This is a genomic window from Mesorhizobium sp. M4A.F.Ca.ET.022.05.2.1 (assembly GCF_003998845.1).
In the GTDB taxonomy this organism is placed as follows: Bacteria; Pseudomonadota; Alphaproteobacteria; order Rhizobiales; family Rhizobiaceae; genus Mesorhizobium.
In genome coordinates this window covers 1-24,373 of record NZ_RZOJ01000013.1, presented here as the reverse complement: position 1 = coordinate 24,373, position 24,373 = coordinate 1, and the positions used below count along the sequence as shown (strand labels likewise).

The window sequence follows — 24,373 nt, the reverse complement described above, 5'->3', positions numbered from 1 at the left end:
TGGGCGACATGCACTATGGCTTCAGCCCTTCGCGCTTGCGCTGCACGGCGACGAACTCCGTGCCGAAGGACAGTTTCCTCGTGGTCGGCGTCCTGGCGTCCAGCACCCGCCAGAACGGCGCGATCTCGCTCAGCGCCATGCCGTGCTCGAGATCCTCGCCGGCCGCCTCGGCCACGGTGCGCAAATGATAGCCGATGGCAACCGGGCATGTCACTTCAGCCCCGTGCTCGATGGCCAGCGCGGTGCGCAGCGCGCGGACGTCCATCTCGACGCCTTCCGGGATCGAGCGGATGAAATCATCGACCTGGCGCGCCGTCGGCACCAGCATCGGCTGGCCTTCGACGACGTCGGCGAAGCTCCGCGGCGACGGCTTGATACCATTGACGCCCGGCGTGTTCAGCCTGTCGTTCCAGCTCTTCACCATGCGAAGTTCACTCTCTACTCCTGCCACACCATGACACGACGCTCCTGACAGCATGCTGTCAGGAGGGTTCAGCACGGCTGCTGACGATAGGGTGCCAACATCCTGCTCGAACCATCAACTTTCTCACGCTCGATTGCCCGAAGTATTTCCGCTCCGTCGCTTCTACATCTGGGCGCGGCAGTGTCCGCATCCAAGCGCGGCCTGCAAAAATCGTTCAATGGTCGAGGTGGCGGCCGTTGCCGTACATATCCGGCCAGCCAATGTCCTTGCGGATGTCCGCGGGCAAGCTGTTCATGAAACGCTGGGTGCGGATCTCGTTGCGCATCGTGCGGATCTTGCCGACATAGTGCTCGATGCTGCGCAGTACCGTGAAGCTGGTCATGGCTGGTCTCCTCTTTTCGATGAGAACACTATCGCACACCCCTACTGACAGCAGTCTGTCAGGAGGGTGGCAGGTTTCCGAAGAAGATTGCCGTCAGCCCGGCCGGTACCCGGGAAACGGCCGTTTTGCGCGGTTCTGTTTGGGTCCGGAAGCGGCTTTGACAGCAGGCTTCGATGCTGCTCAAAGGCGGCATGTCGAAGCTCCTGGCGCTCGTTATCATTGGCATCATGGTCATCCAGTTGATCAAGCCGCTCGGCTGGCCGGGGCTGAAGCGGCGCAGCGATTTCTGGAAGCTGGCGCTGCTTGCCATGGCGGCGATCTCGATCACCGCTGTGCTGGGGCACTGGGGCTAGAGCCGAAGCGCCACCCCATCGGGCGCCGCTACGCCGAGGGCTGCTCGCCCAGAACAGGGGCGAGCAGATGCTCCGCCCAGGCGCGGTAGCCGGCTTCCGAGGCGTGGAATCCGTCGACGGCAAAGCCGGCCTGCGGATCGAGGATCGGCAGCCGCGACGCAGGAACCGCGCCGCGCTCCAGGCAGAGGCGCTTGCCCATCCGGTTCATCTCGGTGGCCCTGATCTCGAGAATCCTGCCAAGCAAGGATGGCATCGCCGGCGCCCGCGTGAACTCCAGCACCGGCGACCACACCACGCGCGCCTCCGGCCATTTGGCGCGCAGCGCGTAAAGCAGGCCGCCGAACTCCTTCTTGAAGCGTGGCACCGAGTGGAAGTTCTTGGTGTCGTTGGTGCCGATGGCGAGCACGATATGCGTCCACGGATCGGCAGACAAATTGGGCAGGACATGGTCGCGCATTTGGCCGGAAGTCGCCGAATTGAAGCCGGCCGCCCGCCAGCGCACGGCGCTGCCGGTCCGTTCGGAAATCAGGATGGCGAGCTGCGCCGCAAGTCCGTTCTCGGAATGGCCAATGCCGACCGAGGCGGCGGAGGAATCACCCAGCACCAGCAGCGTGATCGCCGGCGCCTTGCCCTGCATCTCATGCATGACCGGACCCCGCGCCGGCAGCATGCGGCTGGTGCGACGGCGCACGCCGAGCCCCTGCCAGACATAGACGGGAAAGGCGAGCCAGGTGAGGAAGGCGAGCAGGCGCTGCATGGCTCATGCCCTTAGCGCATACGATCTTGCCGCGCCGGTTCAGTCGCAACACGCCGTCGGCGGCTCGGATACGTCCCCGTACTCGTCATGCAGCCGCACCCAGTCCATCAGGCCACCATAGGGGCCGGTCTCGTTGCGGCCCTTCGGCGTCATGTCGAGATAGTGATAGGCGCCGATCAGCTGATCGCCGCCGCGAGCGCGCGACGTGAAGGTGAGGAAGATATCGCCGGCCTCGTCCCTGTAGAACACGCTGGAACCGGGCAGGTCCTTGGAGGTGCGGGCGCGCCTTTCGAAATTGTAGGTGGTGTCGCCGGCCGCGATCTGCTTGTCGGTGAAGGAAACCTGCATGTCGAAGTTGAAGTCGGACGCATAGGACGACACCCAGTCGAACCGCCAGCCCATGCGCTGCTTGTAGGGCAACAGCTCGGCCAGCGGCGCGCGCGACACCACGACCAGCGACACGTCATGATGCTGGAGATGCAGATTGGCGCCGTCTATGTGGTCGGCGAGGAAGGAGCAGCCCTCGCAGCGATGGTTCGAACCGGGCGCCAGCATGAAGTGATAGACGATCAGCTGGCTGTTTTCACCAAAGAGCCCAGCCAGCCGTTTCGGGCCTTGCTCGCTCTCAAAGACGTAGTCCTTGCGGATCTTCAGCCAGGGCAATTCGCGCCGTTCGGCGGCGACGCAATCACGAAACCGAGTCAGTTCCTTCTCGCGCTCGAGGTGCTTTCTGTGCGCCTCGAACCAGTCTTCCCGCGAAACGACGGCATTGCGATGCATGACTATCTCCTGTCCTCTCCTGCCAAGGACGTTCGACATCGGGGCGATCCGACATGGCCGGCGCGCTTTCGACGCAGTCCCAGAAGTGGGGATGCCGGCCGCGAAAACAAAACCCGGGCGCGTAGCCCGGGCTTTTCGTCGCTTCTGAAGAAACCTTTCAGGCGGCTTTTTCCAGCGCCGGCTGCCATTTGCCGAGCGCCGCCAGATGGTTCATGTGGGCGCGATGGATAAAGGCCGCCTGCCCGGCGGCTATGTTCGACGCCTTGCCACTCCAAGCTTTCTGCGCGGCTGCCTGCAAGGCACGGCCATAGGAGAAGGTGAGCTTCCACGGATGCTGGCCGATGGCGTTGATGGCGTTGAGGTTGGCGGTCGCCTCCTCGTCCGATTGGCCGCCGGAGAGGAAGGCAATGCCCGCAACCGCCGCCGGCACCGTCTCGCGAAACAGTTTGATCGTCTTTTCCGCGACGATCTCGGGACTGTCCAGCTTGCCCGATTTCTTGCCCGATATGACCATGTTGGGCTTCAGGATGGTGCCTTCGAGCACGACGCGCGCGGCATAGAGCTCGCTGTAGAGCTTGAGCAGCGTCGCCTTGCTGACCTCGTAGCAGGTGTCGATGCCGTGGGCGCCGTCCATCAGCACTTCCGGCTCGACGATCGGCACGATGCCGGCCTCCTGGCAGAGCGCGGCGTAGCGCGCGAGCGCATGCGCGTTCGAGCCGATCGAGGTCGCCGACGGCACACCCTTGGCGACGTCAATATCGATCACCGCGCGCCATTTGGCGAAGCGGGCGCCGAGCTTGTAGTAATCCGCCAGGCGTTCGCGCAGGCCGTCGAGGCCCTCGGTGATGGTGTCGCCGGGAAAGCCGGCCAGCGGTTTGGCGCCGGCATCGACCTTGATGCCGGGGATGGCGCCGGACGCCTTGATGATGTCGACCAGCGGCGTGCCGTCGGCAGCCTTCTGGCGGATGGTCTCGTCATAGAGGATGACGCCGGAAATGTAGCGCGTCATCGCGTCCTCGGCGCGGAACATCATCTCGCGATAGTCGCGACGGCTGTCGGCCGTCGATTCGACGCCGATGACGTCGAAGCGCTTCTTGATGGTGCCGGAGCTTTCATCGGCGGCCAACAGGCCCTTGCCGTCGGCCACGATCGCGGCGGCAATGTCTTCGAGACGTTCGCTCATTGTTGCTTCCTCCTGACAGTGGTTTTCCGCGGTTCACGGAAACTCTACCGCCAAAGGAATGATGCCGGAAAGCGCGAAATCGAACGAATGTCGCGCCGCCGGGCCGGCTCGCCGAGTGTTGATCGAGTCGATTGGGCTGGTCGCATTCGTGCAACCCAGGCGTCACCGCTTGGCTGCAAGAATGCTCCGTTTTCACGGGCGGAAAACCGCAGCCCGATTTTCCTGGAATTGCTTCAGCGCTTCAGCACCTCGACGCCGGGCAGCGGCTTGCCTTCCATCCATTCCAGGAAGGCGCCACCAGCGGTCGAGACATAGGTGAAGTCGTCGGCGACGCCGGCATGGTTGAGCGCGGCCACCGTATCGCCGCCGCCGGCCACCGAGACCAGCTTGCCGGCCTTGGTGCGCTGGGCGGCGTGCTTTGCCGCCGCCACCGTGGCGCGATCGAAAGGCTCGATCTCAAAGGCGCCGAGCGGGCCGTTCCAGACCAGCGTGGCGGCGCGGTCGATCCAGTCGGCGACGGCCTTCACGGTCTTTTCGCCGACGTCGAGGATCATGCCGTCGGCCGGCACCTCCGATATGGCGACGGTCTCGCTGGCGGCGCCAGCCTTGAACTCTTTCGCCACCACGCCATCGGCCGGCAGGATGATGGCGCAGCCGGCCTCGGTCGCCTCGATCATGATCTGCTTGGCGGTGGCGGCAAGGTCATGCTCGCAGAGCGACTTGCCGACCGCGGTGCCGCGCGCGGCAAGGAAGGTGTTGGCCATGCCGCCGCCGATGACCAGCGCGTCGACCTTCTTCACCAGGTTCATCAGGAGGTCGATCTTGGTCGAGACCTTGGCGCCGCCGACGATGGCGACGACCGGACGGACAGGATTGCCAAGGCCCTGTTCCAGCGCGTCGAGCTCGGCCTGCATGGTGCGGCCGGCGAAGGCCGGCAACAGATGCGCCAGGCCCTCGGTCGAGGAGTGGGCGCGGTGCGCGGCGGAAAAGGCATCATTGACGAAGATATCGCCATTGGCGGCGAGCTTCTCGGTGAAGGCCGGATCGTTCTTCTCCTCAGCCTTGTAGAAGCGGGTGTTTTCCAAAAGCAGCACATCGCCCTTGTCCATGGCGGCGACGGCGCTGCCTGCTGTGTCGCCAATGCAGTCGGCGGCGAAGCCGACGGGCCGGCCGAGCACGTCCGCCGTGGCATTTGCGATCGGCTTGAGCGAGAATTCGGGCGTGGGGCCGTCCTTGGGCCGGCCGAAATGGGCGAGCAGGATGACCTTGGCGCCCTTGCTGGACAATTCGGAGATGGTCGGCGCGATGCGCTCGATGCGGGTGACGTCTGTGACCTTGCCGTCAGCGACGGGAACGTTGAGGTCGACGCGCACCAGCACGCGCTTACCGGAGATGTTGCCGATGTCGTCCAGTGTCTTGAAGCCGGCCATGCTGGGTCCCTTTCTGCGAAAATCGCCGGGACCTTACCCACCACCGGCGACTATGCAAGGCCCGCGTTAAAGCGCGCGCGCAAAAATGATGTAGGCGCGTAAGATCAGCTTTCGCTCGCTGCCTTTTGCGCGGCCGGTTCGGGCGTCGGGGGCTGTTCCGCCGGCGTCTCGGCGCCAGGCGCCCGCTCCGGCCTGCGCCGGCCGCGGATGAAGGCGGCGATGCGGTCGACGATCTCGCCGGCGCTGAGGAACACCGGCACGCGCGCCACCGGCGCGGTCGGCTCGAACGACAGGCCGATGCCGGTGATCCGGCCCTTGTCGTCAACGTCGCGCACGATGAGCTCGATCGGCCCGATCAGCACCCGGTCGGCATATTCGGGATGGCCGCCGAGCCGCTCCGTGACCAGGGCGCCGACCGTCAGCTTGCGTTCTGCCTCGGTCAAGCCCGGCGCGTAGGCAGCCTCCAACTCCTCGGCCGAGCGCGTCGGATCTAGCGCAAAGGCGCCGAAGAAGTCCGCGTCCTCCGGATCGACCACGGCGCGGCTGGCGAACAGCTTGTCGAGCAGGCGCGGATAACGGTCCGGCACGAAGATGTATACCTGGTCGCCGGCGGCGAGCCGGCCCATGTCCTGGAAGCGCATCGAGCGGCCGTCGCGCAGCACCAGCGAGGGCCGCGCCCAGCGCGGGATGCGCTCGCCACGCGCCACCGGACTGCCCGGCGCCACGCGATAGGCGAGCAGCTCGTGATGGGCAGAGCCCGGCAGTTCGAGCTCGACCTTGTCCAGGGGCCCGAGCCTCGCCGGCACGATGAGGCCGAGGCGGCGCGCCAGCGGGCCGACGGTCCAGCCCTGCACGACCAGCGACACCAGCACGATGATGAAGGCGACGTTGAAGATGAGGCGGCCGTTTTCCAGGCCGCCGAGCAGCGGCGTGATGGCGAGCAGGATGGAGACCGCGCCGCGCAGGCCGACCCACGAGACGAAAGCGACCTCGGGCCGTGGCAGGCGGAACGGGACCAGGCAGAGCCAGACGGCGATCGGCCGCGCGACGAAGATCAGGAACAGGCCGAGCAAGATCGCCGGCACCAGGATCGCCGGAAATTGCGAGGGCGTGGCAAACAGGCCAAGGATCAGGAACATGATGATCTGTGCCAGCCACGACATGCCGTCCTGGAAGCGCCTAAGGATGGTGACGGCGCGGATGTCTGAATTGCCCGATACCAGCCCGGCGAGATAGACCGCCAGGAAGCCCGAGCCGCCAATGGCGCCGGCGGCCGCGAACACCATCAGCGACAGCGTCAGCACGAAGATCGGCAACAGGCCGTGGTCGAGGTTCAGCCGCTCAACCAGGCGCACGATGGCAAGGCCGCCGAGAACGCCGATGACGGCGCCAAGCCCCATGCTGATGAGGAAGCCGAGCACGAGGCTGGTGGCAAGCACATTGGCTTCGGGATTGGCGTGGGCGGCGATGATCTCGACCAGAGTGATGGTCAAGAAGATGGCGATCGGGTCATTGGTGCCGGATTCCACCTCGAGCGTCGCGCGCACGCGCTCGCGCAGATTGATCTCGCCGGCTCGCAGCAGGAAGAAGACGGCCGCTGCATCGGTCGAGGCGACGGCGGCGCCGAGCAGGAAGGATTCCAGCCAGGTGAGGTCGAGCATGTAATAGGCAGCGGCCCCGAACAGGCCGGTGGTCAGGATGACGCCGACGGTCGCCAGCGACAGTGCCGGTCCGGCCGCCTGGCGCAAGGCATTGAGCGGCGTGCCGAACCCGGAATCGAAGAGGATGACGGCCAGCGCCAGTGAGCCGGCAAAGTAAGCCAGGCGGGCATTGTCGAACTCGATGCCGAGACCATCGGTTCCGGTGGCCAGACCGATGCAGAGGAACAGCAGCAGAAGGGGAGCGCCGAAGCGAAAGGCGATCAGGCTCGAAAACGCGGCGGCAACGACAAGGGCGGTGCCGACCAGCGTTACAAGATAGATCGCATGCTCCATCCGGAATTGCCCCTCAAATCCGCCTCCCTCCCCTCCCCGCTTTACGGCAGACTGGGGCGAAGACATGACCAGCGCAAGGCGGCAGCGTGATTTTTTGCTCCTATGGGGCTGATTTCCGGGGGTTTTGCCGCTCGGGGCGCCAGCCGGCCTGCAAACGAAAAACGCCCGGCCGAAGCCGGGCGTCTGATCTGGAAAGATTGCGGCCTGCGTCGATCAGGCGATGGTCTTGCCGAAGGCGACGGCGGTGTCGCCCATGCGGTTGGAGAAGCCCCATTCATTGTCGTACCAGGACAGCACCGACACAAAGTTGCCGTCCATCACCTTGGTCTGGTCAAGCGCCACGATCGAGGAATGCGGATCGTGGTTGAAGTCGATCGAGACATTCGGGTGATGGGTGACCGACAGAACACCCTTCAGCTTGCCCTTGGATGCGGCGATCACCGCTTCGTTGATCTCCTGCGCGGTGGTCGAGCGCTTGGCGATGAACTTGAAGTCGACGACCGAGACGTTCGGGGTCGGCACGCGGATCGAGATGCCGTCGAGCTTGCCCTTGAGGTCGGGCAGCACAAGGCCGATCGCCTTGGCCGCACCGGTCGAGGTCGGAATCTGCGACAGCGCAGCCGCGCGGGCGCGGTAGAGATCCTTGTGCATGGTGTCCAGCGTCGGCTGGTCGCCGGTGTAAGAGTGGATCGTCGTCATCATGCCCTTCTCGATGCCGACCGTCTCGTGCAGCACGGCGGCCAGCGGCGCCAGGCAGTTGGTGGTGCAGGACGCATTCGAAATGACGATATGGTCCTTGGTCAGCTTGTCGTGGTTGATGCCGTAGACGACGGTGAGATCGGCGCCTTCGGCCGGCGCCGAGACGATGACGCGCTTGGCGCCGGCGGTGAGATGCGCGGCGGCCTTGTCGCGGGCGGTGAAGATGCCGGTGCACTCGAGCGCGATGTCGATGCCGAGTTCCTTCCAAGGCAGCTGGGTCGGGTCCTTGATGGCGGTGACCTTGAACTTCTCAGAGCCGACCGAGATCTGGTCGCCGTCGACCGTCACTTCGTGCGGGAAGCGGCCATGCACGCTGTCGTAGCGCAGCAGATGCGCATTGGTCTCGACCGGGCCGAGATCGTTGACGGCGACGACGTCGATGTCCTTGCGGCCGGATTCATGGATGGCGCGCAGGATGTTGCGGCCGATGCGGCCGAATCCGTTGATGGCAACTCTGACGGTCATGTTTCTCTCCCTGGGAGGCGGATGGGGTCCGCAGCTTCATAGCGGCGGACTGACAAAGAATCCAGCCTTGGAAGGCCTGGATTTAAATCGATTAGGTTGGGCCAGTCCGCCGAAACGGCCATGCGCGGTTTTGGCGGGCTCGCTTGCCTCAACCCTTACTTGCCATGCAGGCGGGCTTCCACCGCTTTCGCCGCAGCATCGGCGGTGATGCCGAAATGCGGATAGAGCTGCTCGATGGTGCCGGAGGCGCCGAAGCCGGTCATGCCGATGAAGATGCCGTCGCTGCCGATGATGTGGTCCCAGCCCTGACGGATGCCGGCCTCGATGGCGACCTTCACCTTCGCGCTGCCGATCGTGTTTCTGCGGTAGTCGTCGCTCTGCTGATCGAACAGTTCGAAGCAGGGCACCGATACGACGCGGGTCGGGTGGCCGTGCTGCTGCAGCAAATCACGCGCGCCGAGCGCGACCTCGACTTCGGAGCCGGTGGCGAAGATCGTCACCGCCGCCTCGCCGTTTGCCGCGGCCAGCTCATAGGCGCCGGATGCGCTGAGGTTCTTCTCGCTGTGCTCGGTGCGAACGGTCGGCAGGTTCTGGCGGGTCAGCGCCAGCGTCGACGGCGTCTTTTCGGATTCGAGCGCCAGCTGCCAGCATTCCGCCGTCTCGACCGCGTCGGCCGGGCGGAAGACCTTGTGGTTCGGAATAGCGCGCAGCGCTGCCATATGCTCAACCGGCTGGTGCGTCGGCCCATCCTCGCCAAGGCCGATCGAGTCATGAGTCATGACGAAGATCGAACGAATGCCCATCAGCGAGGCCAGGCGCATCGAAGGCCGGGCATAGTCGGAGAAGCACAGGAACGTGCCGCCATAGGCGATAAGGCCGCCATGCAGCGTTAGCCCATTGATCGCCGCCGCCATGCCATGCTCACGGATGCCGTAGTGGACATAGCGCTGGCCGTAATCGTCCGGCGTGATATTCTTGGTCTGGCTGGTCTTGGTGTTGTTGGAGCCGGTGAGATCGGCCGAGCCGCCGATGGTTTCCGGCACAGCGCCGTTGATGACCTCGAGCGCCATCTCCGACGATTTGCGGGTGGCGACCTTTGGCTTGTCGGCCGAGAGCTTCTTCTTGTAGTCGGCAATGACGCTGTCGAAGTTCGACGGCAGCTTGCCACTGACACGGCGTTCGAACTCGCCCTTCAGCTCGGCGTCCGTCTTGGCGAGACGCCCTTCCCAGTCAGCGCGGGCCTTGGCACCGGCCTGACCCGCCGCGCGCCATGCGTCGAGGATGTCGCCCGGAATCTCGAAGGGCGGCGAGTCCCAGCCGAAGAACTTGCGCGCGCCGGCGATCTCCTCGGCGCCGAGCGGCGAGCCGTGCGCCTTGTTGGTGCCGGCCTTGGTCGGGGCGCCGAAGCCGATGGTGGTCTTGCAGGCGATCATCGTCGGCTTGTCGGAGTGACGCGCCGCCTCGATCGCATAGGCGATCGCTTCCGGATCGAAGCCGTCGATGTGGCTGGCGTTCCAGCCGGAGGCCTGGAAGCGGGCGACCTGGTCGGTGTTGTCGGCCAGCGACACCGGACCGTCGATCGAGATGTTGTTGTTGTCCCACAGCACGATCAGCTTGTTGAGCTTGAGATGCCCGGCGAGCGCGATGGCCTCCTGGGAGACGCCCTCCATCAGGCAGCCGTCGCCGGCCAGCACATAGGTGTAGTGGTCGACGAGATCCTTGCCGAAGGCGGCATTCATGATGCGCTCGCCGAGCGCGAAGCCGACCGAGTTGGCAAGGCCCTGGCCGAGCGGCCCGGTGGTGGTCTCGATGCCGGCGGCATGGCCATATTCGGGGTGGCCCGCGGTCTTCGAGCCGAGCTGGCGGAAATTCTTGATCTGGTCGAGGGTCATGTCCTCGTAGCCGGTCAGATAAAGCAGCGAATAGAGCAGCATCGAGCCGTGGCCGGCCGACAGGATGAAGCGGTCGCGGTCAGCCCAGTGCGGGGCCCTGGCGTCGAATTTCAGGAAGCGGGTGAACAGCACCGTGGCGATGTCGGCGCAGCCCATGGGCAGGCCGGGGTGGCCGGAATTCGCCTTCTCGACTGCGTCCATGGAGAGAAAACGGATCGCATTGGCCATCCGGTCATGTTGTTCACGCGAGGTCATGCTTCCTCCGGGGTGGGGGTTTGAGGCCTTGGGAGAGGCCTGGAAAGGGTGCGCGACACATAGCAGGCGCGGCCCTTGAGTCAACAAATCGGTGCGTTTTTGCCGGCCTTGTGATGGTCCCGACAGACTTACATTAGCGTTAGCGGGGGACAGTCGCGAGAGCTTTATTGACGTTGCCTTCACACGGCGCCTAATGTTTCCTGGATAACGCGTTCTGAACGCGAACGATTCGGTGATGGGCAGGGTGCAGGACGAGCCATGACCGGGGAAACGACGCTCAAGGAAGTCATCGCCAGGCTGGGCAAAGCCATCGAAGGCCTGGAAAACGCCGTCGCGGCCAAGCTCGAGCACGAGCGCGACTATTCGGAGGCCGAGGCGGAGGTGCAGCGCATGAACGCCGATCGCTCCAGGCTGGCGCAGGAGCTCGACAATTCCGAAGCGCGCGCCGAACGGCTGGAAGACGCCAACAAGGAAGTCTCGCGCCGGCTGGTGACCGCCATGGAAACCATCCGCGCGGTGTTGGACAGGTAGGCCAATGGCACAGGTCACGGTTTCCATCGACGGCAAGCAGTATCGCATGGCCTGCGACGAGGGCCAGGAAGAGCATCTGATCGACCTGGCCGAGCGTTTCGACCGCTATGTCGCGCATCTCAAGGACTCGTTCGGCGAGATCGGCGACCAGCGGCTGACGGTGATGGCCGGCATCATGGTCATGGACGAGCTTTCCGAGCTGCAGAAACGCGTCAAGGGCATGGAAAGCGAAGTGGTGACGCTGCGCAAGACGCGCGACGAGGCGCTGGCCAAGGCCGGCAAGAACGACAGCGTGCTGACCGATGCGCTGGGGGCGCTGGCCCAGCGCATGGAAGACCTCGCGACGACGCTGGCGATCAAGAAGGCCTGAGCCTCGACGCGGCAGAAATTCCTGCCGCATTTGCCCGGAAAAGGTGAAAATATTTCGTCGCCGGTGCCATTCTCGGCGGCGGTTGCCGTATGAAGCATGCGGTCAGAGTGGTAGAGATTGCGAGCGGTGCCGGCGCGGCATGCCGGCGACAGTCAAAGGGTAGGGACACGTCATGAGTCTTCGTATCAACGATATCGCGCCGGACTTCACGGCCGAAACCACGCAAGGGACGATCAGCTTCCATCAATGGATCGGCGACGGCTGGGCGGTGCTGTTCAGCCACCCGAAGAATTTCACGCCGGTCTGCACGACCGAGCTCGGCACGATGGCCGGGCTGGAAGGCGAATTCAAAAAGCGCAACGTCAAGATCATCGGCATTTCCGTCGACCCGGTCGCCAGCCACGACAAATGGCAGGCTGACATCAAGACGGCGACCGGCCAGGAGGTGAAATATCCGCTGATCGGCGACAAGGACCTCGCGGTCGCCAAGCTCTACGAGATGCTGCCGGCCGGCGCCGGCGAGAGCTCGGAAGGCCGCACGCCGGCCGACAACGCCACGGTGCGTTCGGTCTATGTCATCGGGCCGGACAAGAAGATAAAGTTGGTGCTGACCTATCCGATGACCACGGGCCGCAACTTCGACGAGATCCTGCGCGTCATCGATTCCATCCAGTTGACGGCCAAGCATCAGGTGGCGACGCCGGCGAACTGGAAGCAGGGCGAGGACGTCATCATCACCGCCGCGGTTTCCAACGAGGACGCGATCAAGCGTTTCGGGGCGTATGAGACGGTGCTGCCTTATCTCAGGAAGACCAAGCAGCCGACGGCCTGAGGCCTGAGCCTTCCTTCTCCCCGTTTCACGGGGAGAAGGTGCCCGAGGGCGGATGAGGGGCAGCGCGGCGTTCCGCGATGGCCGCTGGTGTCACGGACAAGCTTTGGGAGATTGCGGATATCGTGGCACTGATCGAGGCGAAGGAAGCTGAAAAGCCGGTCGTGCGCGGCCCTTACAAGAAGCGGGCAGTAGCATGACGCAAAGGATCTCGCTCACCTCAAAAATCACGCTGTCCTATGTGTTTGGCGTGATTGGAAGTTTGTTAGCCGTGTCGAATCCTTCGCCGGAGAATCCATGGTCTGAGACACTTTTGCTTTTCGCCGCTTATTTTGTGGCCGGCATCCTAGTGTCGTGGCCGCTTTACCTGGCAGCAGTTGTTGCAGCCATCGCTTTCCCACGCACTGTTGCCGGGAGACCAGGACTGTGGACTTCCGTGGCGGTTCTTATCGCAGTAAGCTTCTCTTTTTTGACCCTTCCGTATGACGGGCATTTCAGATCACTCGCTACGCTAGGGGCGCTCGCTGCTCTGCTCGCCGGCTTTTGTTTCTACTGCATAGCAAAGCCGATGAGGCAGATTTCAAACTAACCCGCTACCCATTCTGGGATGCGATTGTTTCCTTGCCCCGAAACGATACCCTCGCAGCGTCGGCGCTGCCCCTCATTGTCCTGCCGGACATTTCTCCCCGTATAGTGACGGGGAGAAAGGGCTGGACCGCCGCTTTCGCCAAACAAAAAAGGCGGCACCGCAGCGCCGCCTTTTTTCATTCATGCCTTGAGCCTTACGCCGCCGGCTGCGCCTCGATGGTGCGCAGCGCCTGCGTCTGGCGCTTGGCTGCGGCCTTGACCGCATCCTGCACCTTCTCGAAGGCGCGCACCTCGATCTGGCGCACGCGCTCGCGGCTGATGTCGAACTCGGCCGACAGTTCTTCCAGCGTCAGCGGCTCATCGGCGAGGCGGCGCGCCTCGAAGATGCGCCGTTCGCGCTCGTTGAGCACGGAGAGGGCGCCCGACAGCATGGCGCGCCGGTTTTCCAGCTCGTCCTGCTCGATCAGCATCTCTTCCTGGCTTTCGTGGTCGTCGACCAGCCAGTCCTGCCACTCGCCGGACTCGCCCTCGCTTGCCCGGATCGGAGCATTGAGCGAAGCGTCGCCCGACAGGCGACGGTTCATCGACACTACTTCCGCCTCGGAGACGTTGAGACGGGTGGCGATCTCGGCGATCTGGTCGGGCTTCAGGTCGCCATCGTCAAGCGCCTGGATCTTGCCCTTCACCTTGCGTAGGTTGAAGAACAGCCGCTTCTGGTTGGCGGTGGTGCCCATCTTGACCAAGCTCCACGAGCGCAGGATGTACTCCTGGATCGAGGCCTTGATCCACCACATGGCATAGGTGGCGAGCCGGAAGCCGCGCTCCGGTTCGAATTTCTTGACGGCCTGCATCAGGCCGACATTGCCTTCCGAGATCACCTCGCCGATCGGCAGACCGTAGCCGCGATAGCCCATGGCGATCTTGGCGACGAGCCGCAAATGGCTGGTGACGAGCTTGTGCGCGGCCGAAGTGTCCTCATGCTCGGCGTAACGCTTGGCGAGCATGTACTCTTCCTGCGGCTGAAGCATCGGAAAGCGGCGGATTTCTTCCAGGTAGCGGCTGAGGCCGCCTTCGCCGGAGACGATACTGGGTAGTGACTGGGCCATGATAGCGCCCCCTCTCTCTTGGAGTGATGCCCCCGAAACGCGGCGGGCATGTGACGCGAATGCCAAACGGCTCATCCGCGGCAACTGCTGTATATAGGAACAAAACCAGAAAGGACAGGCATTTGTTCAACATGAAACAGTGTGTCACGCTAAAGTGAACAACGCCAGTCAGGTTTTTTGATGGTTGCTTTGAAGCGGGTCGATGGTCGGTTTGAAGCGGATCGATGGCGGGCTCAGAGCTTGCGAAAGCCGCCGACGAGTGCCTCCATGTCCCTCGGTATCGGCGCTTCGAACCTCATCGCTAGATGGGTAGCCGGGTGCTGGAATTCAAGGAGCCAGGCGTGCAAGGCTTGCCTGGCAAATGCGTTGACTTCGCCTTTCAGCGGTTCGGGCAGCCGGTTGGCCTTGGTGCGGAAGGCTTGGCCGTAATCGGGATCGCCGACCACGGGATGGCCGATATGGGCCATGTGGACGCGGATCTGGTGGGTGCGGCCGGTCTCCAGCCGGCATTCGACCAGACTTGCCGTTGCGAATTCCTTCTGCCGCTCGCCGAAGCGCTCGATCACGGCAAAATGCGTGACGGCGTGGCGAGCGTCGTCGCGGCCTTCCGGCACCACGGCGCGGCGCACGCGGTCGGCGGCGCGGCCGAGCGGCGCGTCGACCGTTCCGGTCGGCCTCGACGGAATGCCCCATACGAGCGCGAGATAGGCGCGTTCGAGGTCGCCGGTGCGACCATGATCGGCAAACGCCTCCGACAGCGCCTTGTGGGCACGGTCGGTCTTGGCGACGACCATGACGCCACTGGTCTCCTTGTCAAGACGATGAACGATGCCCGGCCGCTTGACGCCGCCAATGCCGGACAGGCTGTCGCCGCAATGGTGGATGAGCGCATTGACCAGCGTGCCGGTCCAGTTGCCAGCGCCGGGATGGACGACCAGTCCCGCCGGCTTGTTGATGACGATAAGCTCATCGTCCTCATAGAGGATGTCGAGGGCGATCGCCTCGCCCTGCGGCTCCGCCGGTTCAGGCTCCGGCATCTCCACCGAGACGCGCTCGCCGGCGGCCATCCTGCGCTTGGCCTCCTCGGCGACCTTGCCGCCGATCCTGACCGCGCCCTGCCTGATCAGCATCTGCACCCGGCTGCGCGAGATGTCCCGGCCGAGCCGGCCGGCCAGCCATTGGTCGAGGCGCTGGCCGGCGGCATCCGGGCCGGCCTCCAGCATGACCGATCCGCCGGCTGTCAAATCACTGCCTGTCAAACGATCCTCTATTAATCTGGAGGCCTCTTCGCTATGAGCGCTCATCGAAAACCGTTCTGGAACCCAATTCCATGGCCAGGCCAATTGCCGAGGAAGACGAAGAAAAGCCGCTCGACGCCGAAGTCGAGAAGGTGCGCGGCAAACTCATCCGCTTCATGGCCGTCAATCTCGGGCTGCTGTTCCTTGCCCTTATGGTGGTGATCGCGGCGCTTGTCTACAAAGCGCGCAACGCGCCGCCTGCCAGCGCCCCGGCTGCTAGCGATATCCAGGAGCCGGCCGGCGAACCGCTTAGCGCCGACATCGTGCTGCCGGTCGGCGCCAAGGTGATCAGCCAGTCGCTGTCCGGCAACCGCATCGCGATCGATGCCGAGCTTGCCGACGGCAGCCGCGCCATCTTCGTCTACGACATCGCCCAGCGCCGCGTGATAGGCCAGTTTGCGATCCGCAACAAATGAGCGGCTTCGCCGACAAGCGCTGCATCGCTACCGTGGCGCTCGTCGTCGGGAACTATGACGAGGCGATTGACTGGTATGTCGAGCGGCTGGGCTTCGCGCTTGCCGAGGACGTCGATCTCGGCGGCGGTAAGCGCTGGGTGATCGTAACGCCGGCGAACGCAAACGGCGCGCGGCTGCTGCTTGCCGAAGCAGCGGACGAGACGCAGGCGAGCCGCATCGGCAACCAGACCGGTGGCCGGGTCTTTCTCTTCCTCGAAACCGACGACTTCGCCCGCGACCATGTGGCGATGCTGGCCGGCGGCGTCGAGTTCCGCGAGGCGCCGCGCTTCGAGGCCTACGGCACGGTGGCGGTTTTCGCCGATCTCTACGGCAATCTCTGGGACCTGATCGAGCCGAAACGACGGGGCTGAGCCCAGCAGTTTTGGAATATCGGCGAACTCTCCGAAGCCCAGTTGCTTTTTCCTGGCGGCCAGCCTATATCGCCGGTTCTTGAGCGCGCCCATCGTCTAGCGGTCAGGACACCGCCCTCTCACGGCGGGAACAGGGGTTCGATTCCCCTTGGGCGTACCAAGTCTCTCCAGCACATTTTTCCATTCCAGGATACGCCCCCGGATTCCGCGCGACGTTAGCAGCGCTTCGGCGCTTCTGGCGCAACGCCGCCGATTGAATTAGCATCCTGTCATTACCTTGCGCCAAAGGCGCAGGGCGGCGCCTTGGGGAGCGCCGGCGGTAAATGCCGATCCGAACTGGCCCGACAGAGGCGAGGATCGCAGGGAGGGAGACCGATGCAGAAACTGCAATCGCAGGGCGTCCATCACATCACGCTGGTCGGCGCCGGGCGCCAGACGTCGATCGATTTCTGGGAAGGCGTGCTCGGCATGCCCTTCGTCTTCGAACAGCCCAATCTCGACAAGGCGAGCGAGAGCCATCTCTATTTCGATCCGGGCGACGGAAGGCTGATTACCGTCTTCACCGATGAGAGCCGCACGGCGGTGCCCAGGCGTACGCCCACCGATACGGGCTGCGTCCACCACATCGCGTTTGCGGTGTCGCGCGTCACCTTCCTGCAGGCGGTCGCCCGGCTCGACGAGCGCGGCATCAAGCATAGCGGCGTCAAGGATCGCGGCTTCATGGATTCGATCTATTTCGAGGACCCGCTTGGCCTCTTGATCGAGCTCGCCTCGTACCGCTTCGAACCACCGGCGGGCTTCACCCATGCCGATGTGCTGATGCAGGCGCACAAGATCCGCGTCGCGCGCGGCGACTACAACATCGCGGAAGTGCATCTGGCCGACGCGATCCAGACGCTGGTCGAATGGTCGCGCGCGACCTTGTCGGACGAAAGGGCACCGAAAAATCCATATGAAAAGGCCTGAGGGAGGAACAGATGGCAAAGGCAGCAACGAAGAGTGCAAGGAAACCGGCGGCCAAGGCTGCGGTGAAGGCCGCCAAGCCAGCGCCGAAAGCAAAGGCAAAAGCAGCGGCCAAGCCAGCCGCGAAGGTGACGGCAAAGGCCGCACCCAAGGTGACGGCAAAGGCCGCACCCAAGGTGACGGCAAAGGCCGCGAAGAAGCCTGGGCTGAAGCTCAGCATGCTGAAGCCGAGCGTCAACAACATGACCGTTCGGGTGTTCGCGCGCGCCGCCGGCTTCGACCATGCCGAGACCGACGCTTGGGGGCTTACGCGCTCGCCGGAGTTCATGGCGCGCAACCCGGCCCATCTGACGCCGATGATCGAGGACAAGGGGCTGCCGAGAGGCGTGTTGTGGGAAAGCTGCGCCATCATGCAGTATCTCGCCAACAAGCACGGGCTGGAGAAATTCTACCCCAAGGCGCCGGCCAAGCGGGCGATGATCGACAGCGCCATGTTCTATCTGGTCGGCACGCTTTACCCCTACGTGGCGCGTGCCACTTATCCGGCGCTCGGTTTCCCGCAATATGCCGGCGAGGTCGGCCACAGCGACGCCCATCCTGACAGGAAATCAGAGGCCCAGAAGGCGGCAGCGGCAGCAATCGCCGAGCCGCTCGACGTCTTCCACAGCTTCTTCCGCAACGGCAAGCCGTTCATCGGCGGCAGCAATCCGTCGATTGCCGACATTCGGCTGGCGGCGACGCTCGAGTTCCTAGCGGTCATCGACTACACGCTGCCCAAATGGGCGAAGGACTATATGGCGGCGATGGAGAAGAAGCTCGGCAAGGCCTATGCTGAACCGGCCGGTGATGTGCGCGGCTACATCGCCTACGTGAAGTCGCAGGCGAAGGCGTAAGGACCACTGTGGTGGCGTTCCGGATTTGCCGGGCGCTTCGAGGCTAAGGATTCGTTAACCAAGGACCCTGTCTAATGGTCACTGGTTCAGCTCAGGCGCGCGACCACGGATGTACTGGCGCGATGCCGAGGCGAAAGCAAAGGTCGGCCATGCGCCGGCCTTTTGCTTTTCAACCGCCGCCGGTCCGGAAGCACTCTCAGCCTCGTGGCTGCGCCCGGCGATTGCCGAGAAACCTGTTGTCACCTGCGGCTTTGACCGTAGCATGAGATCGGCGGCGGAGCGGGAGAGACGAGGATCCTGGCAATGAAAAACGTTGCATTGCCGACAATCGCCGCGGCGCTCCTGGCGGCCATGTCCTGTCGATCGAATGCGGCCGAGCTCAACACCATGAACGATGTCGGCGCGGCGCTGCAGGCGTGCTGGGTCCCGCCGGCGAATTCCGAAAACTCGTCGGTCACCTTGAGCTTCAGCCTCAGGCGGGACGGCACGCTGATCGGTCCCCCCAGGCCGACGGCGATCAAGGTGAGCGGCGACGCCAAGGCCAGGCAAGCCTATGTCGAGGCCGCAACCTCGGCACTGCAGCACTGCCTGCCGCTGAGCTTCTCGCCGGCGCTGGCGCAGGGGATTGCCGGCAAAGTCTACGTGCTGCAGTTCAACTCGCCCAAGAGATAGCGCTGGATCCCCAAGTTCAGCCGGTCATCTCAGTGCCGACGGCGCCGAAGCGGGTTCAGGAAACCGGGGCGGACGACCCGTTGACGGCTGTCACGTCCGACAGCCTCTCTCGCTTCTCGAGCGGCGGCTTTTCGTAGGTCTTCTGGCTTTGCCTGCAGGCTGGCGGGAAGTATTGCGCGCCGGCATCGTGGCTGGCGGCGGCTAGAAGGCGATCGGCAGCCTCGGGGTCAGTGCCGCGCGCGCCTCGCGTTTACATGGCGCTGCAGATCCGGCGTCTCGTAGACGTAGTCGCTCCACGCCGATTCCGGAATTTGCCCGGCCAGATAGCATTCCAGCAAAAGGTTCTGCTCCGGTGTCAGAGGCCTCGGTGCCCGCTCGTGGTCCAGTCCGAGTGAGTGGATGAGGTTTCTGGTCAGGCCGGAGACGGTGAAGTGAATGGACATCCTCGGTCTCCCTTTGCCGCTACAACGCGAAGTGTGGGGCAAAGGTTTCACCGGGACCATTCGACACTTTGAGCTATACCGTCTGGCGGCTGAGGGCGCCGCCCGGGGGCCGTCCCACAGGGGGCCGGCGCCAGCGAAAGCAAAGGCGCGGTCGACAAACCGGCCGACCCGCGCACGGGGAGAGTGGTCGGCCTCGGCCTTCTTCCCAGCAAACTGAGTCTATCGCCCTGCTATTCGCAGACCACGCGGAAGCGCTTGCCGGGTGCGCTGACATTCCTGCAGGCCAGGGGCTGTTCCGGCTCGGACGACAGCGAGGGGGGACTTGCCGTCTGTCCTGGTGGCGCCGGCGGCGGGGGGAGCCTGCGGCCCGCGAGGCGTCTGGGTGCCTGCGGCGGCGCCGGAAAGGCACCTGGCTGCAACTGCGGCGGACCGGCTTGCGGCGGCGGCGGCCTGTCCCAGATGCGTCGGACATCGAGGGGCTTCGGGATCATCACCGTGCCGTCGTCGCTACGCGCGCAGCCCCCCGCCGCAAGCAGCGCCAGGCAAAGGAAAAGCAGCACGATTCGTCCGAACATTAGCAAAACCCTCATATGCCTTATAACGCGGCCGCGCGACGGCCGACAACCGGCGCGACACGGCTAGGCCGCGACCGACCCCGATCTCCGCTGATGTTTTGTTAAGGTTAGCGGATCGTTAATGCTTCTGAGGCACAGTCCGCCGACGAACCGCGACGGGGGTTCGGCTGGGGGTGGCATCAGCATGGCGGACGTGGACGGGACGGGCGGGAACGGCGGCAAACGCGACCCCCTCGAAGCAGCGGTTGCGCGTGGCGACGATGCGCTCGCCGGCGAAGACAGCGTACAGCATCTTGCCGATCTCGAGCGCACGATGGACGCCATGCACATGGGCGTCGTGCTCCTGGATGCCAAGCTCGATACACTGATCATCAACAAGGCCTACCGCGACCTCTCCAGGATTCCCGACGGAGCCGTGGCCGTCGGCGCTCCGTTCAGCCGCCTGATGGAACTCAACCGCCGCAACGGCATCTATGGCGATATCGACGAAGAGGAATGGCAGCGCTACCTCGCCGGCCGCGTCGCGGAGATTCGCGACGGCTCCGTGTCGCCGCGCGAGTTTGTCCACGCCGACGGCAGGACGATGATGTTTTCTGTCACCGCGCTGTCCGGGGGCAAGCGGCTGTTGACCTACTACGAGATCACCGACGTCAAGCGCCGCGATGCCGAGATCGAGAGCGCCAACGCCAGGACCGCGGAGACCTTCGCCAATCTTCGCGCCATGGTCGACCAGATGCCGATCGGCGTCTTGGTCCTCGACGCGGACATGCGCGCGCAGGTGATCAACCGCGCCTTCCACGAGTTCTGGAAAATCGAGCCCAGCCGCGCCGGGATCGGCAGCGGCTTCCGCGAGCTGATGGAAGCGAGCCGCGGGATCGACCCCTACGGAGCCGACGACGAGGCATGGCAGCGCCTCATGGCCGAGCGCGAGGCCGAGATCAGGGCTGGCGTTGCCGGATCGCGGCAGCTGCCACTCAATGACGGCCGCACGCTGATTGCCTCGCTGGCGCCGCTCGCCGGCGGCAAGCGGCTGATCTCCTACGTCGACGTCACCGACATGAAGGAGCGCGAGGCGGAGGCCGAGGATGCGCGCAAGAACCTCGCCACCGTGCTGGAATCGCTGCCGGCCGGCGTCATCATCTACGATCGTGACGACAGGTTCGTCTTCGCCAACCGCAAACTGCAGGAGACGCTTCCGGCGCTGAAGCCGGTGTGGCAGCCCGGCCGCAGTTTCCGCGAGGCGCTGGTTCTCGGCCATTCGGTCGGCTATTTCCGCCAGAGCGGCGATCCTGAGATCGACAGCCTCTATGAGCGCGATCGCGACGGGTGGTTCGACGCGATGCTCGCCCACTACCGGCTGCCGAACTCATCCTATGAACGGCGCAATCCGGACGGCCGCTGGTACCAGGTCTACGACATGCGGACCGAGGACGGCACCTTCATCGGCGTGCGCGTCGACATTTCCGACATCAAGAGTCGCGAGAAGGCGCTGCATGACTCCATGCGGCAGATCGACCTGTTCCGGCACGTCATGGACGAGCTGCCGGTGGCTGCCTTCATCAAGGCCCAGGATCTCAGCATCGAATTCGTCAACAAGGCATGGTGCGCGCTCACCGGCATTGCCAAGGAAGATGTCATCGGCCGCACCGATCGCCAGCTGTTCGGCGCCGATGATGCCGAAAACTACAGCCATGACGACATCGAGGTCGTCGCCACCGGCAACGGGCGCGAGGTCGAGGAGCCTGTCACCCATCGCGACGGCACCGTGCGGCAGCTGATGACGCGCAAGAGCCGCCTGGTGGCGACGGACGGGTCGGTGCATCTGGTCGGCTCCAGCACCGACATCACCGACGTCAAGGCGCGCGAGCGGGCGCTGGAAGAGAGCATGCGCGAGAATGAGGTGTTCCGCAGCCTCATCGACAATGTGCCGGTGTCGATCTACGCCAAGCGTTCGGACCTCAGGCAATTCTACGTCAACAAGGGCTGGTGCGATCTCACCGGCTTCGCCAAGGATGAGGCGATCGGCAAGACCGATGTCGAGATCTTCGGGCCGGACGGCGAGGCCTTCGTCGCCGGCGATCTCGCAGTGCTGCGCACCGGCGAGACGCAGGAGATCGAGGAGAGCGTGACGCTCGCCGATGGCAGCGTCAGGCACCAGTTCGCGCGCAAGGGGGCGATGATCGCCTCCGACGGTTCGCTCTATCTCATCGGCTCCACCACCGACATCACCGAGCTCAAGCAGCGCGAGGCCGAGCTCAGCGAAGCGCGGCAGCGCGCCGTGCTCGCCGACCGCGCCAAGTCGGAATTCCTGGCCAATATGAGCCACGAGATCCGCACGCCGATGAACGGCGTGCTCGGCATGGCCGAGCTGCTGGCCAAGTCGGATCTCGACCCCAAGCAGAAGACCTTCACCGACATCATCGTCAAGTCGGGAAACGCGCTGCTCACCATCATCAACGACATCCTCGACTTTTCCAAGATCGACGCCGGCCAGATGGTGCTCGATCCGGCTCCCTTCAACCTGGCCGAGGCGATCGAGGATGTGGCGACGCTGGTTTCGACGCGCGCCAAGGAGAAGGATCTCGAGCTCATCGTGCGCGTCCAGCCGGGCCTCGACAGCCACTTCATCGGCGATGTCGGGCGCATCAGGCAGATCGTCACCAACCTCCTCGGCAATGCGGTAAAATTCACCGACGAAGGCCATGTGCTGGTCGACGTCACCGGCGAGCGCGTGCCGATGGGAACGAAGCTGACCATCTCGGTCACCGATACCGGCATCGGCATCCCCGAGGACAAGCTGAGGGCTGTGTTCGAAAAGTTCAGCCAGGTCGACACCTCCTCGACCAGGCGGCACGAGGGTACCGGGCTCGGCCTGGCCATCACCTCGCGGCTGGTCGATCTGATGGCCGGCGAGATCGGTGTCGAGAGCGCCGAAGGCAAGGGCTCGACCTTTTGGTTCACGGTGACGCTGCCGCGCGCCGTCCAGGAGGGCGCGCAGCGGATCATGCCGGTGGACGTGACAGGGGCACGGGTGCTGATCGTCGACGACAATGCCGTCAACCGCTCGATTCTCAGCGAGCAGATGGCGTCCTGGACGTTCGATTCCTGCGCGGCTGAAAGCGGAGCCGAGGGGCTGAAGGTACTGATCGCGGCGGCCGCCTATGGCGTGGCGGTCGACTGCGTCGTGCTCGACTACCAGATGCCGGGCATGAGCGGCGCCGAAATGGCGCGCATCGTGCGCAATACCGACGGCCTCGCGCACACGCCGATCATCATGCTGACGTCCGTCGACCAGTCGCTCGCCAACACCAGTTACCGCGACCTCGGCATCGACGCGCAGCTCATAAAGCCGGCCCGCTCCTCCGTGCTGCTGGAGACGTTGGTCGCCACCATCCAGCGCCATCGCCACAGCACGGTCGGCAGCCGTCCGCCGCAAGCGGGAGCTGGCGCCCTCGGCAGCGGACCGCCGCGCGCAGCGCCGGCGCAGGCGCACACGGCAGCGTCGGAACGGGCCCTGCTGCAGCCGCCGCCGGTTCGTGCGCGCGCCCGGCCGGCAAGCGCCGAACGCGGGCTCGACATCCTCGTCGCCGAGGACAATGAGGTGAACCAGATGGTGTTCACGCAGATCCTCGGCGAGACCGGCTACGGCTTCGAGATCGTCGGCAATGGCCGCAAGGCGCTCGACGCCTACGGCCGGCTCAATCCGCGCATGATCCTGATGGACGTGTCGATGCCGGAGATGAACGGGCTGGAGGCGACGGCCGCCATCCGCCGGCTCGAGGAGGAGAGCGGCATGCATGTGCCGATCGTCGGCGTCACCGCGCATGCGCTGAAGGGCGACCGCGAGCGCTGCCTGGAGGCCGGCATGGACGACTACCTGCCCAAGCCGATCAGCCCGAGGGCGCTGCTCGAGAAGCTCGAGCGCTGGCTCGGCACGGGCGCCCAGGTCCAGAGAAACGCTGGCTAGGCCTGCCGAGGCGAAGGGCCGATTATCTCCTGCGGGCCGGCGCCGTCGCGTCCAATTTGTGCAAAGCACACCGGGAACCGAAGGGATGTCGCAAGGGTATGGTGCGATCGCACCATACCAAAATGGGCGTCGAGCCGGAACAATGGCGGCATCGGATTCGCTCCTTCGGTTACGGGCGGGAGCAGCGACCGCCGGCATGAAACAGCGTCGAATCTACCCCAACGGACCTGTTTTCGGCGATGGCTCGGCCATGATGCGCTCTGGCCAGGGGCAACGCGCTCTCGTCCGGCTTTTCTTTTCTCGGCGGCCGCGGCTCGCGCCGCCGAGGGCGGGGGCGGTCATCGAAATTCGCGCAAGTCCCTGATTCCCTCCGGCAAACGGCCGTTGCCTCGCGGAGGCTGGCGGCCAGCCGTTTCCGCCAGACCAGTGAGACGTTACCGGGCTGACACGAAACTGTCATGCAACTGTTATAATCGGAAGCTATTGGCCTCACCGGGCGCCAATGGACAGCGGTGCCGAGAGACCATCTTCCGAACAGGAGCAGGCCACATGAACAAATTCCTTCTCACGGCGTCGGCCGCTGCGCTTGCGCTCGCCGCGTCGTCCGGCTTCGCCGCCGCGCGCGACCAGATCCAGGT

At 64.6% G+C, this 24,373-nt stretch carries 24 protein-coding genes, 1 tRNA gene and 1 pseudogene; 13 read left to right on the top strand and 13 right to left on the bottom strand.

The genetic code is table 11. From position 1 onward, the window contains the following. Positions 1-13: 13 nt before the first annotated feature. Both EN745_RS03270 and EN745_RS03265 read right to left on the bottom strand, forming a co-directional pair. Complete coding sequence (locus EN745_RS03270; RefSeq protein WP_189340493.1) at positions 14-424, bottom strand: hypothetical protein; 411 nt, start codon at positions 422-424, stop codon at positions 14-16. Between the two features lie 214 nt (positions 425-638). Then, the gene (locus tag EN745_RS03265) at positions 639-806 is read right to left on the bottom strand and encodes a hypothetical protein (RefSeq protein WP_126057966.1); all 168 of its coding nucleotides are present in this window, start codon (positions 804-806) and stop codon (positions 639-641) included. A gap of 173 nt (positions 807-979) precedes the next feature. Here EN745_RS03265 and EN745_RS03260 point away from each other — a divergent pair, with 173 nt between their 5' ends. After that, a complete protein-coding gene (locus EN745_RS03260) occupies positions 980-1,159 on the top strand; it encodes a hypothetical protein (RefSeq protein WP_189362940.1) in 180 nt (59 codons plus the stop codon). Positions 1,160-1,187: 28 nt separating this feature from the next. On the opposite strand, the gene EN745_RS03255 is transcribed toward EN745_RS03260, so the two are convergent. The 7 genes from EN745_RS03255 to tkt all read right to left on the bottom strand — a co-directional run bounded on the left by EN745_RS03255 (position 1,188) and on the right by tkt (position 10,674). Continuing rightward, complete coding sequence (locus EN745_RS03255) at positions 1,188-1,916, bottom strand: SGNH/GDSL hydrolase family protein (RefSeq protein WP_127420530.1); 729 nt, start codon at positions 1,914-1,916, stop codon at positions 1,188-1,190. Positions 1,917-1,955: 39 nt separating this feature from the next. Beyond that, positions 1,956-2,696, bottom strand: a complete 741-nt coding sequence (locus EN745_RS03250) for a thioredoxin family protein (protein WP_127420529.1) — start codon at positions 2,694-2,696, stop codon at positions 1,956-1,958. Positions 2,697-2,853: 157 nt separating this feature from the next. Beyond that, entirely contained in the window at positions 2,854-3,879 is a 1,026-nt protein-coding gene (locus tag EN745_RS03245) for a class I fructose-bisphosphate aldolase (RefSeq protein WP_127420528.1), read from the bottom strand. Positions 3,880-4,112: 233 nt separating this feature from the next. After that, positions 4,113-5,309: a phosphoglycerate kinase gene (locus EN745_RS03240; protein WP_127420527.1), complete on the bottom strand. Its 1,197-nt coding sequence runs from the start codon at positions 5,307-5,309 to the stop codon at positions 4,113-4,115. A gap of 104 nt (positions 5,310-5,413) precedes the next feature. Further along, positions 5,414-7,303, bottom strand: coding sequence for a potassium/proton antiporter (locus tag EN745_RS03235; protein ID WP_127420526.1), 1,890 nt, complete (start codon positions 7,301-7,303; stop codon positions 5,414-5,416). A gap of 213 nt (positions 7,304-7,516) precedes the next feature. Continuing rightward, positions 7,517-8,527 carry a type I glyceraldehyde-3-phosphate dehydrogenase gene (gap, locus tag EN745_RS03230; RefSeq protein ID WP_126057972.1) on the bottom strand — a complete coding sequence of 337 codons (1,011 nt, stop codon included), beginning with the start codon at positions 8,525-8,527 and terminating at the stop codon, positions 7,517-7,519. A gap of 155 nt (positions 8,528-8,682) precedes the next feature. Continuing rightward, positions 8,683-10,674, bottom strand: coding sequence for a transketolase (gene tkt / locus EN745_RS03225; RefSeq protein WP_126057973.1), 1,992 nt, complete (start codon positions 10,672-10,674; stop codon positions 8,683-8,685). A gap of 258 nt (positions 10,675-10,932) precedes the next feature. Here tkt and EN745_RS03220 point away from each other — a divergent pair, with 258 nt between their 5' ends. From EN745_RS03220 to EN745_RS03200, 5 genes and pseudogenes are all read left to right on the top strand, one after another. Further along, positions 10,933-11,205, top strand: a complete 273-nt coding sequence (locus EN745_RS03220) for a DUF4164 domain-containing protein (RefSeq protein ID WP_006200774.1) — start codon at positions 10,933-10,935, stop codon at positions 11,203-11,205. 4 nt (positions 11,206-11,209) lie between these two features. Continuing rightward, complete coding sequence (locus EN745_RS03215) at positions 11,210-11,575, top strand: cell division protein ZapA (RefSeq protein WP_126057974.1); 366 nt, start codon at positions 11,210-11,212, stop codon at positions 11,573-11,575. Positions 11,576-11,747: 172 nt separating this feature from the next. Then, positions 11,748-12,407: a peroxiredoxin gene (locus EN745_RS03210; RefSeq protein ID WP_126057975.1), complete on the top strand. Its 660-nt coding sequence runs from the start codon at positions 11,748-11,750 to the stop codon at positions 12,405-12,407. Between the two features lie 74 nt (positions 12,408-12,481). Then, positions 12,482-12,604, top strand: a pseudogene (locus EN745_RS03205) (IS1 family transposase); the annotation flags it as partial. After that, the gene (locus EN745_RS03200) at positions 12,601-12,993 is read left to right on the top strand and encodes a hypothetical protein (RefSeq protein WP_127420525.1); all 393 of its coding nucleotides are present in this window, start codon (positions 12,601-12,603) and stop codon (positions 12,991-12,993) included. The pseudogene EN745_RS03205 and the gene EN745_RS03200, both read left to right, overlap by 4 nt. Positions 12,994-13,186: 193 nt before the next feature. Here EN745_RS03200 and rpoH read toward each other — a convergent pair whose 3' ends face one another. Both rpoH and EN745_RS03190 read right to left on the bottom strand, forming a co-directional pair. After that, positions 13,187-14,098, bottom strand: a complete 912-nt coding sequence (rpoH, locus tag EN745_RS03195) for an RNA polymerase sigma factor RpoH (protein ID WP_126057977.1) — start codon at positions 14,096-14,098, stop codon at positions 13,187-13,189. A 233-nt stretch (positions 14,099-14,331) separates the two neighbouring features. After that, positions 14,332-15,402, bottom strand: a complete 1,071-nt coding sequence (locus tag EN745_RS03190; protein WP_127420524.1) for an RluA family pseudouridine synthase — start codon at positions 15,400-15,402, stop codon at positions 14,332-14,334. Between the two features lie 26 nt (positions 15,403-15,428). Between EN745_RS03190 and EN745_RS03185 the strand changes: the two genes are divergently transcribed. From EN745_RS03185 to EN745_RS03160, 6 genes are all read left to right on the top strand, one after another. After that, positions 15,429-15,812, top strand: a complete 384-nt coding sequence (locus EN745_RS03185) for a fimbrial protein (protein WP_127420523.1) — start codon at positions 15,429-15,431, stop codon at positions 15,810-15,812. Continuing rightward, positions 15,809-16,222, top strand: a complete 414-nt coding sequence (locus tag EN745_RS03180) for a VOC family protein (RefSeq protein ID WP_126057979.1) — start codon at positions 15,809-15,811, stop codon at positions 16,220-16,222. Before EN745_RS03185 ends, EN745_RS03180 begins: the two co-directional genes overlap by 4 nt. 85 nt (positions 16,223-16,307) lie before the next feature. After that, positions 16,308-16,382: transfer RNA gene (locus EN745_RS03175), tRNA-Glu, on the top strand. Between the two features lie 215 nt (positions 16,383-16,597). Further along, positions 16,598-17,188, top strand: a complete 591-nt coding sequence (locus EN745_RS03170; protein ID WP_126057980.1) for a VOC family protein — start codon at positions 16,598-16,600, stop codon at positions 17,186-17,188. 11 nt (positions 17,189-17,199) lie between these two features. Then, positions 17,200-18,078: a glutathione S-transferase family protein gene (locus EN745_RS03165; protein WP_127420522.1), complete on the top strand. Its 879-nt coding sequence runs from the start codon at positions 17,200-17,202 to the stop codon at positions 18,076-18,078. A 303-nt stretch (positions 18,079-18,381) separates the two neighbouring features. Beyond that, entirely contained in the window at positions 18,382-18,750 is a 369-nt protein-coding gene (locus EN745_RS03160; protein WP_126057982.1) for a hypothetical protein, read from the top strand. 227 nt (positions 18,751-18,977) lie between these two features. Here the strand turns inward: EN745_RS03160 and EN745_RS03150 are convergent, their stop codons facing one another. Then, on the bottom strand, positions 18,978-19,193 hold the full coding sequence (locus EN745_RS03150; protein ID WP_126057983.1) for a hypothetical protein: 216 nt from the start codon (positions 19,191-19,193) through the stop codon (positions 18,978-18,980). A gap of 230 nt (positions 19,194-19,423) precedes the next feature. Further along, positions 19,424-19,768 carry a hypothetical protein gene (locus EN745_RS03145; protein WP_127400263.1) on the bottom strand — a complete coding sequence of 115 codons (345 nt, stop codon included), beginning with the start codon at positions 19,766-19,768 and terminating at the stop codon, positions 19,424-19,426. A 184-nt stretch (positions 19,769-19,952) separates the two neighbouring features. On the opposite strand from EN745_RS03145, the gene EN745_RS03140 reads away from it, so the two are divergent. Further along, on the top strand, positions 19,953-23,735 hold the full coding sequence (locus EN745_RS03140) for a response regulator (protein ID WP_127420521.1): 3,783 nt from the start codon (positions 19,953-19,955) through the stop codon (positions 23,733-23,735). Positions 23,736-24,373: the final 638 nt, after the last annotated feature.

Excerpts from the sequence above, each read along its gene's own strand:
- EN745_RS03270 (WP_189340493.1), bottom strand. The coding sequence starts at position 424 with ATGGTGAAGAGCTGGAACGACAGGCTGAACACGCCGGGCGTCAATGGT.
- EN745_RS03265 (WP_126057966.1), bottom strand. The coding sequence starts at position 806 with ATGACCAGCTTCACGGTACTGCGCAGCATCGAGCACTATGTCGGCAAG.
- EN745_RS03260 (WP_189362940.1), top strand. The coding sequence starts at position 980 with ATGCTGCTCAAAGGCGGCATGTCGAAGCTCCTGGCGCTCGTTATCATT.
- EN745_RS03255 (WP_127420530.1), bottom strand. The coding sequence starts at position 1,916 with ATGCAGCGCCTGCTCGCCTTCCTCACCTGGCTCGCCTTTCCCGTCTAT.
- EN745_RS03250 (WP_127420529.1), bottom strand. The coding sequence starts at position 2,696 with ATGCATCGCAATGCCGTCGTTTCGCGGGAAGACTGGTTCGAGGCGCAC.
- EN745_RS03245 (WP_127420528.1), bottom strand. The coding sequence starts at position 3,879 with ATGAGCGAACGTCTCGAAGACATTGCCGCCGCGATCGTGGCCGACGGC.
- EN745_RS03240 (WP_127420527.1), bottom strand. The coding sequence starts at position 5,309 with ATGGCCGGCTTCAAGACACTGGACGACATCGGCAACATCTCCGGTAAG.
- EN745_RS03235 (WP_127420526.1), bottom strand. The coding sequence starts at position 7,303 with ATGGAGCATGCGATCTATCTTGTAACGCTGGTCGGCACCGCCCTTGTC.
- gap (WP_126057972.1), bottom strand. The coding sequence starts at position 8,527 with ATGACCGTCAGAGTTGCCATCAACGGATTCGGCCGCATCGGCCGCAAC.
- tkt (WP_126057973.1), bottom strand. The coding sequence starts at position 10,674 with ATGACCTCGCGTGAACAACATGACCGGATGGCCAATGCGATCCGTTTT.
- EN745_RS03220 (WP_006200774.1), top strand. The coding sequence starts at position 10,933 with ATGACCGGGGAAACGACGCTCAAGGAAGTCATCGCCAGGCTGGGCAAA.
- EN745_RS03215 (WP_126057974.1), top strand. The coding sequence starts at position 11,210 with ATGGCACAGGTCACGGTTTCCATCGACGGCAAGCAGTATCGCATGGCC.
- EN745_RS03210 (WP_126057975.1), top strand. The coding sequence starts at position 11,748 with ATGAGTCTTCGTATCAACGATATCGCGCCGGACTTCACGGCCGAAACC.
- EN745_RS03200 (WP_127420525.1), top strand. The coding sequence starts at position 12,601 with ATGACGCAAAGGATCTCGCTCACCTCAAAAATCACGCTGTCCTATGTG.
- rpoH (WP_126057977.1), bottom strand. The coding sequence starts at position 14,098 with ATGGCCCAGTCACTACCCAGTATCGTCTCCGGCGAAGGCGGCCTCAGC.
- EN745_RS03190 (WP_127420524.1), bottom strand. The coding sequence starts at position 15,402 with ATGAGCGCTCATAGCGAAGAGGCCTCCAGATTAATAGAGGATCGTTTG.
- EN745_RS03185 (WP_127420523.1), top strand. The coding sequence starts at position 15,429 with ATGGCCAGGCCAATTGCCGAGGAAGACGAAGAAAAGCCGCTCGACGCC.
- EN745_RS03180 (WP_126057979.1), top strand. The coding sequence starts at position 15,809 with ATGAGCGGCTTCGCCGACAAGCGCTGCATCGCTACCGTGGCGCTCGTC.
- EN745_RS03170 (WP_126057980.1), top strand. The coding sequence starts at position 16,598 with ATGCAGAAACTGCAATCGCAGGGCGTCCATCACATCACGCTGGTCGGC.
- EN745_RS03165 (WP_127420522.1), top strand. The coding sequence starts at position 17,200 with ATGGCAAAGGCAGCAACGAAGAGTGCAAGGAAACCGGCGGCCAAGGCT.
- EN745_RS03160 (WP_126057982.1), top strand. The coding sequence starts at position 18,382 with ATGAAAAACGTTGCATTGCCGACAATCGCCGCGGCGCTCCTGGCGGCC.
- EN745_RS03150 (WP_126057983.1), bottom strand. The coding sequence starts at position 19,193 with ATGTCCATTCACTTCACCGTCTCCGGCCTGACCAGAAACCTCATCCAC.
- EN745_RS03145 (WP_127400263.1), bottom strand. The coding sequence starts at position 19,768 with ATGTTCGGACGAATCGTGCTGCTTTTCCTTTGCCTGGCGCTGCTTGCG.
- EN745_RS03140 (WP_127420521.1), top strand. The coding sequence starts at position 19,953 with ATGGCGGACGTGGACGGGACGGGCGGGAACGGCGGCAAACGCGACCCC.